At 60.4% G+C, this 7,557-nt stretch carries 7 protein-coding genes; 2 read left to right on the plus strand and 5 right to left on the minus strand.

The window, feature by feature from the left end; all coding sequences use genetic code 11:
- Positions 1-49 precede the first annotated feature (49 nt).
- Positions 50-952, minus strand: coding sequence for a bile acid:sodium symporter (locus ACJWXQ_RS00420; protein ID WP_346049480.1), 903 nt, complete (start codon positions 950-952; stop codon positions 50-52).
- Positions 953-967: 15 nt separating this feature from the next.
- Positions 968-2,734, minus strand: coding sequence for an AMP-binding protein (locus ACJWXQ_RS00425; protein ID WP_406671914.1), 1,767 nt, complete (start codon positions 2,732-2,734; stop codon positions 968-970).
- Positions 2,735-2,877: 143 nt separating this feature from the next.
- Here ACJWXQ_RS00425 and ACJWXQ_RS00430 point away from each other — a divergent pair, with 143 nt between their 5' ends.
- Together ACJWXQ_RS00430 and ACJWXQ_RS00435 are read left to right on the plus strand one after the other, a co-directional pair.
- A complete protein-coding gene (locus ACJWXQ_RS00430; protein ID WP_346049484.1) occupies positions 2,878-3,429 on the plus strand; it encodes a disulfide bond formation protein B in 552 nt (183 codons plus the stop codon).
- Positions 3,430-4,866, plus strand: a complete 1,437-nt coding sequence (locus ACJWXQ_RS00435; RefSeq protein ID WP_346049486.1) for a DASS family sodium-coupled anion symporter — start codon at positions 3,430-3,432, stop codon at positions 4,864-4,866.
- Here the strand turns inward: ACJWXQ_RS00435 and ACJWXQ_RS00440 are convergent.
- The 3 genes from ACJWXQ_RS00440 to ACJWXQ_RS00450 form a co-directional block, all read right to left on the minus strand.
- Complete coding sequence (locus ACJWXQ_RS00440) at positions 4,844-5,791, minus strand: hypothetical protein (RefSeq protein WP_346049488.1); 948 nt, start codon at positions 5,789-5,791, stop codon at positions 4,844-4,846. The two genes, ACJWXQ_RS00435 and ACJWXQ_RS00440, sit on opposite strands and share 23 nt — an antisense overlap.
- Before the next feature lie 198 nt (positions 5,792-5,989).
- On the minus strand, positions 5,990-6,823 hold the full coding sequence (locus tag ACJWXQ_RS00445; protein ID WP_346049490.1) for a hypothetical protein: 834 nt from the start codon (positions 6,821-6,823) through the stop codon (positions 5,990-5,992).
- Between the two features lie 68 nt (positions 6,824-6,891).
- On the minus strand, positions 6,892-7,557 hold a 666-nt coding region (locus ACJWXQ_RS00450; protein ID WP_406671915.1), incomplete at its 5' end, for a pirin family protein.

The raw sequence follows: 7,557 nt of genomic DNA on the forward strand, positions 1-7,557 counted from the left end.
CACGGGAGCGGCACCTTTGCCGCTCCCGTGTCGGTTCTGATGTTATCACTCAGGATTTGGCTGGTTCAACCTTAGCCTGATCCCGAGCAATTTCTTCCCGTTTGCTTCTGGCCCGATAGAAAAAGGTGATGATCGTCGAGTTGATGACGATGAATAAAGAGTACATCACCGGGATCAGCATGATCTCCTGCTGAATAGCCCCATCGAAGGTAAGGACCACGATGAGAATGGCCAGCGGTCCGTTCTGGATGCCGGTTTCGAGAGATACCGTTCGGGCTTTCTGCTTGTTCATGCGGAAGCCGCGGCTAAACCAGTAGCCGATCAGGAAGCCGCAAAGGCCAAGGAATATGGCCGAGCCATATACTTCCGGGCCAGTCTCCATTAGAAGTTGCCAGTTTCTCGGGATCCAGGTAACGAGCAGGAATAGAATAACCACCACGCCCAGCAGGCCGCCGATCAACTCGGTTACGGCTCCGAAATTGGCGTTCTTCTTGCGCGCCCACATGCCGATGACCGTTGGAATAAGCAGAACGAAGAGGATGCTGGCAATGTTCTCGGGCGGAATTCGCAGTGCATCCTCGACACCTCGCGTATACAGCTCCATGACCAGTGGCACCATGATGAAGGCGGCAATGGTTGAGCAGATGGTCATCAGGATGCTCAGGCTCAGCATGCTCTTGGAGAAATAGGCGAAGATGTTGGATGTGGTCCCGCCTGGTACGCAGCCCATCAGAATCAGGCCAATGGTCTGCGGGCCGCTGAGATTGAAGACCTGGGCCAGAATGTAGGCAATCAAGGGCATGAAAAGGTATTGAGACGCAAAGCCGATGCCGATGGCCTGGGGGTGACGGAGGGCGATGCGGAAGTCCTTGAAGGTCAGCGAGGCCCCCATGCCCAGCATGATGACAATCATCATGATTGCCAGTAGTTGTTCCTCAAGTGGTGTCAGCATGTTTCAGTCCCCTGGTCAGGCAGCAGTCTTGTTCTTGGTTTTGGCCGTGGCAGCCTTGCTGCCATCCTCGATTTCAGCCCGGAGCTCCTTGCGCAGCACCTTGCCAACCGGCGTTTTCGGTAATTCATCCCGGAAGATGAAGCGCTTGGGCCGCTTGTACCCCGCCAGGTTCTCCTTGCAATGAGCAGCGAGTTCTTGCTCGGTCAGGCTCTCATCGCGCTTGACGACGAATGCCCATGGCACCTCACCGGATTTCTCGTCGGTCACACCCACAACTGCCGATTCATGAACCTTGTCCACCTGGGCGAGGCATTCCTCGACCTCATTGGGGTAGACGTTAAAGCCGCTAACCAGAATCATGTCCTTCTTCCGGTCCACGATGCGGAAAAAGCCGTCTTCGTCCATGGCGGCCACATCGCCGGTGTATAGCCAGCCGTCGCGGAGGGTCTTTTCCGTTTCCTCGGGGCGGTTCCAGTAGCCCTGCATGATCTGTGGTCCTTTGGCGATCAATTCGCCTGCTTCGCCCGGTGTCACGCATTGGCCTTCTTCATCCACGATCCGTACCTGGGTGCCGGGCGCTGGGATGCCAATGCTGTCCTGACGGGTTCGGCTGATGGGGTTGAAGCAGAGCAGGGGGGAGCTTTCGGTGAGGCCGTAACCCTCGGCAATGGGGCAGCCCACCACCTGTTCCCAGCGCTCGGCCACTGATTGATGCAAGGCCGTGCCGCCCGCCAGGGCGACCTTCATGGTCTTGGGGGGGTAGACGTTGAACCATTCCTCATTGAGGAGTGCGTTGTAAAGCGTGTTCACCCCTGTGATCCAGTTGACGGGGTAGTTCTCAATGGCCCGTTGACAGTTCTGGATGGGGCGAGGGCTGGGGACCAGTACATTGCGCCCACCATGGTGGTAGAAAAGCAGGAGATTCACGGTGAAGGCGAAGATGTGATACATGGGCAGGGCGGTAACCACGCAGTCTTTACCCGGTTCCGCATAATCCTGGGAGATCAGGTCCAGCTGACGCATGTTGACCAGGAGGTTTCCATGACTCAGCAGGGCCCCCTTGCTGACACCGGTGGTGCCGCCGGTGTACTGCAGGACCGCACCGTCCTCAAGACGGATTCCGCTGCTGTAGTCCGCCACCGAAATGGAGTCTTCATTGAGACGGCGACGGCCCACTTCCACTGCCCGGTGGATGGAAGTCGCCTTGAGATTATGGTCGGGAATGGCCCGGTTCCACCACCGTAATACGCCCTTCATGATTCCGCGCACAATAGGTGGGAACCACTGGGCCAGACTGCAAACGACGACATGCTTGACCGGTGTTTCTTTGATCACCGATTCCAGTTTGTCCATGAACATGTCAAGTATGACCACCACCTCGGCTCCGGAGTCGTTGAACTGATGACGCATTTCCGGGCCGGTGTAGAGGGGGTTGGTGTTTACCAGAACACAGCCGGCTTTGAGGGTGCCGAAGGCGGCGATGGGAAAAGACAGACAGTTGGGCATCTGTACAGCCACCCGGGTGCCTGCTTCCAGACCAAGCTCTTCTCGAAGGTAAACAGCAAAGGCGTCGGACATTTCCTCCACCTCTGAATAGCGCAGCGAGCCGTTCATGCCATTGGGCATGCAGGTGGTGAAGGCTATCTTGTCGCAGTAAGCCTGGGAGGCCTCCCGAATGAGATCGGGCAGGCTGTCGTAGCCGGCTACCACCTGGTCCGGCTCAATGGGGTGTTCGTACTGGTCCGACCAGGGTGCGCGGTCATAGGCCTGGCAATCGCTCATGCTTCAGTCCCCTTAATTCAAACAAGTGTTCAAGACTACCATCGGATCAGCCGCAGCGGGTAGTGGGTGCGGCTAATCTGCCGGATTTGCCCGGCCTGGCCCGCCTATCAATGACGAGGAAAGCAGGCTGGGGCTTTGCTAGAATGGCCCGAAACCACGCAATCACCGCCGGAGTGCCTGTCATCGTGCTGGATCGCCTGCTGGAAGCTCGTCCCTTCAATCTGCTCGCCGCCGCAGTGTGCGCGGTCCTGTTGGCCTATGCCTACTATAGCCAGTTCGTGGTTGGTCTGGAGCCCTGTCCGCTGTGCATTTTTCAACGGATCGCCATGATTGCCCTGATGCTGGTCTTTCTGAGTGCCGCAGTGGTGGGGGGCGGCCCTGTGCGCTCCCGTGTGATGGCCGGGTTGACGGGCTTGACCGCGCTGAGTGGGGCCGGCATATCGGCCTGGCATATTCGTCAACAGAATCTTCCGGGGGAGGAATTTGCCGCCTGTGGTGCCGATCTCAGCTACATGATCGAGGTCTTCAGCTTCTGGGAGACCCTGGAAATGGCCTTTACCGGTACCGGTGACTGCGCCGAGGTGGACTGGGCCTTCCTGGGCCTGTCCATGCCCGCCTGGGTGGGTATGTGGTTCGTCTTTCTGGGTGCCGCGGGCGTCTGGGCCAACTGGCGTGCTGCGCGTCCCCCCTTCTAGATGATGGCTCCCAGCGCCTGTCGTCGGGCATTGAAACTGCTGCTGGGTCCGCTCGTCTTCGCCATTACCCTGCTATTGCCACCCCCGGCGGTGCTCAGCCAGCCTGCCTGGCTCGTTTGTGGCCTGGCTGCCTGGATGATGATCTGGTGGATTACGGAAATCCTTCCTCTGGCGGTCACGGCGCTTCTGCCTGTCGTCGTACTGCCGCTCACGGGCACCCTGGCATTGGCTGAAGCAGCCGAACCCTACGCCAATCCGGTGGTATTTCTGTTTCTTGGCGGTTTTGTCATTGCTCTGGCAATCCAGTCCAGTGGCCTGCACCGTCGCCTGGCCATGGCGGTGGTATCTCTGGGTGGCAGCCGGCCTGATCGGCTAGTGGCAGCAATCATGGCGGCCACGGCGCTGCTGAGCATGTGGATCAGCAATACGGCCGCTACTGCCATTCTGCTGCCGGTTGCCTTGTCGGTGCTGGCTCTGTCCCAGCAGGATGACGGCCAGACCGTATCGGAGAGACTGGCGCCGGCTTTGCTTATTGGGGTGGCCTTCGCCGCCAATATCGGCGGCATGGCCACCCTGATCGGCACCCCGCCCAATGCCATCCTTGCCGCCTACCTCGGCGAGCAGCATGACATTCATCTGAGTTTTGCCGGCTGGATGATGATCGCCCTGCCCATCGCTCTGTTGTTGCTGCTGTTGGCATGGTGGGTATTGGTCCGCATCTGTTTTCCCGTGGGCCGCCAGGACCTCAGCGGCCTCGCGGAGCGCTTCGAGCGTCAGCGTCAGGCCCTGGGGCCGTGGACCCCGGCTGAACAAAGAGTTGCCGGGGTGTTCGTCCTGGCGGTGCTGGCCTGGATGAGCAGGCCCTGGCTGACCACGTGGTTACCCGGACTGGATGACGCCATTGTGGCCCTGGCGGCCGCAGTGCTTCTTTTTGCCATGGGCAGCGGAGGCAGGGATGCCGAACCCTTGCTGCGCTGGGAAGATACCCGCCAGCTTCCATGGGGGGTGTTGATACTCATTGGTGGGGGTCTGAGTCTGGGGCTTGCGGTCAAGGAGAGCGGTCTGGCCGATACCGTGGCCCTGGGGCTCGAGGCGGTGGCAGCCCACCCCATGCCGGTGCTGGTGGTCACGGTGGCCGCTGTCGCCATGCTGGTCAGTCACGTCACGTCGAACACCGCTGCCGCCGCGACTCTGATTCCCATCGCCGCAGCCGTCGCCGTCGGGCAGGGAGAGTCCGCGCTGATACTCGCCATGCCCGTGGCCCTGGCCGCGTCCTGTGCCTTCATGCTCCCAAACGCCACTCCACCCAATGCCATTGTCTTCGGCAGCAATCGCCTGGCGGTGACCCAGATGCTGAAAGCAGGGGCTGTACTCAGTCTGCTGATCCTCGCGTTGGTCGCGGGAGGCGGCTTACTTACCAGTTGGCTCGCAGGTTGAAGAAGAAACCGTGGTTCCAGACTGAACCCGACTCACTGGTAGCCACATCGTCCCGTCGGTAAGTATTGTCGAATTCCCCCAGGAGAAAGCCCATCAGTTGCACCTGGTAACCGAGCGAGAAGGTCATTCGCAGCGAGTCGTTCACATCCATAAGGCCGTAGTACCCCAGGGCGACGCGGGTATAGCCGCCGAGGCCCCTTCTTTCCTCGGTGATGGGGTCGGTCCCGGTGGCCGCCCTGAGAGCGTCCTCGTTCACGCCCCGGTTATTCAAGGTTTGATAGCCAAGAAAGGTGGTCAGGTCGGAGCCAAAGCCGGGGTTGCGATAGCCGGTGGCCACCGCCCGCATCCAGTCGTAGTCGATGTAGATGCCAAGGACTTCAAATTCGGTGGCGGTATCGATGAAGCTCACCCCGCCGGGAACATCCACATTGAAGCGGCCCTCGGTGGGCAGGGTCCAGTTGCCATAGCCCAGGCCGACCCGGCCTCCATCACGGCGATGCTCCCAGCGGTATAGGGCGAAGAATTCGTAGTCCTCCTGAAAGCGCTCGGCTTCAGGAGAGATGTCCAGGTCTGCCGATGGCCCGTAGCTGCCACTGATCTGTCCCCGGTCCATGAACAGGCCCCAATCACCGAAGCCGAGGTAGCCGGCAATGCGGCGATTGCTGTCCTCGGAATCATCCAGATCCAGAAGCAGGCTGGCATAGAAGTTGTCACCCGCCCGGATACTGAAGTCCAGCAGGTAATGATTGTTGTCGTCGAATTCCAGGCCATCCACCCATTCGCGTTCATGGTTTTCCCAGTTCACCTGGCGAAAGCCCATGCCGCTATGGGTGGTGGGAATATTGCGAGTGCTGGCCAGGCTATCCAATGCGAACAGGCAGGCAAGGCAGCCGCCCAGGGCCGCGAGACAGTTGGTTTTTTTCATGAGTTCTTCTGATCCGGTGGAGCATCCCTGCGGATTCATCCGCTTGGTTTCTTAATTTACGGCTCTGATGACCCCGTGTAACAGCCGGCCTCCCGCACGGCTCAGCCACTGAGATCCCACTTTGATACAGATTAAGTGGGTGGCGTGCATTCGTCCAGGTGGCATTTTTCCCAAATCAAGCGATATTTGCTGCCCGAGTTAGCCGGCTCGTTCAAAGCCCTGCTGAGCCAGATAATCCGCCAGGGCTGCCCGCAGCCGCTGTTCCCGGTTGCCGGTATATCGAGCTGCCTGCTCATGCCACCATTCCAGGTGGATATAGGCAATCCGCACCGGTATGCGCTCCAGGCCCAGGATGTGCGAGATCATGGTCCGTTTGCGACCGGCATTGGCCTTTAGCAGGGTTCCATCTCGACCAATGGCCACATTCAGCTCATCCGGGCCCTTGTCGAGGCGAAAGCCTTCCTCTGTCAGGATGCGGAACAGATCCAGCAGCTCTTCCAGCCAGGCCAAGACCCGAGCTTCCGTATCGAGGAAGTAGCCCTTGTTCATGATGCGTCGCGGGTCACCGCGCTCGATGCGGGCCATCAGGGATTGGTAGGCCTCACTCTGTCTGAGGTCTTCCCGGTTGTGCCAGATATCCGCCATCATCTGGTAGCGGTCGTGATCCTCGATGCGGGGCGGGTCCAGATCCCAATCGCCGGTCCAGAAGAACCGCCTTCGGGTGGCGCCGTTGCCGAAGCGGACCCAATGCTGCAGGCTGCGGGGCGGTACCCAGACCAGGGTCTGGTCCCCCACATGGGCAAGGGCGCAGCGACGGCTTAATTGCCGATCTCCCGGCACCCCCAGATGACACCACCCCAACCAGGCGAGGTGGCCCAACGGTGCCCGTACCATGCGGTACCAGCCTTCCTTGATGCCCCGCGTCAGGCCGTGGCGAAACAAATGGAGTTTGAAGCCCAGCCTGGCCAGGCGACCGTTTGCCGATTCTTCCCGCAAGACGCCCCCGAAATCCGGTTGTACGAAGGGGCGCAATTATTGGCGATCCGGGGACGGCTGTCGAGGGCCCGGCACCGGGAAGGACCGGTGCCGGGCTGTCTGCGTCAAGTCCGTTCCGTGGGTGGCATGGTGCCGAAACGGCCGCTGCGGAAATCCTCAAAGGTCTGCTGAATCTCTTCCTGAGTGTTCATTACAAAGGGGCCGTAGCCGGCGATGGGCTCGTCGATCGGCTCGCCCCCCAGTACCAGCAGCACCGCATCGTCATTGGCCTCCAGCAGTAGGCCCTCGCCGTCGGTGCCCAGCACGGTGACCTGATCGGGGCGCGTGATCGCCTCGCCATTGACCTGGATCGTGCCCTTGAGTGAAACCACAAGGCCGGTCCAGCCATCCGGCAGGGGCAGGCGAGTGCTGGCGTCCTTGTTCAGGCGGACATCCCAGACGTGCATGGGCGTGAAGGTATCCGCCGGACCCTGCTTGCCTTCGTATTCCCCCGCGATCACGCGCAGGCTGCCGGCACCATCCGGTAGCGATTGCACCGGGATATCGTCGTTGCTCAGGGTCTGGTAACCGGGATCGGTCATCTTGTCCCTGGCCGGCAGATTGACCCAGAGCTGGACCATCTCCAGTTCGCCCCCTTGGGCGGTAAAGGCCCGGGAGTGAAATTCCTGGTGCAGGATGCCGCCACCGGCGGTCATCCATTGCACATCGCCCGGGCCGATCTTGCCACCCGCGCCGGTGGAATCCAGATGATCCACCTCGCCCCGGTAGAC

Source organism: Natronospira sp. (assembly GCF_007134575.1).
Lineage (GTDB): Bacteria > Pseudomonadota > Gammaproteobacteria > Natronospirales > Natronospiraceae > Natronospira > Natronospira elongata.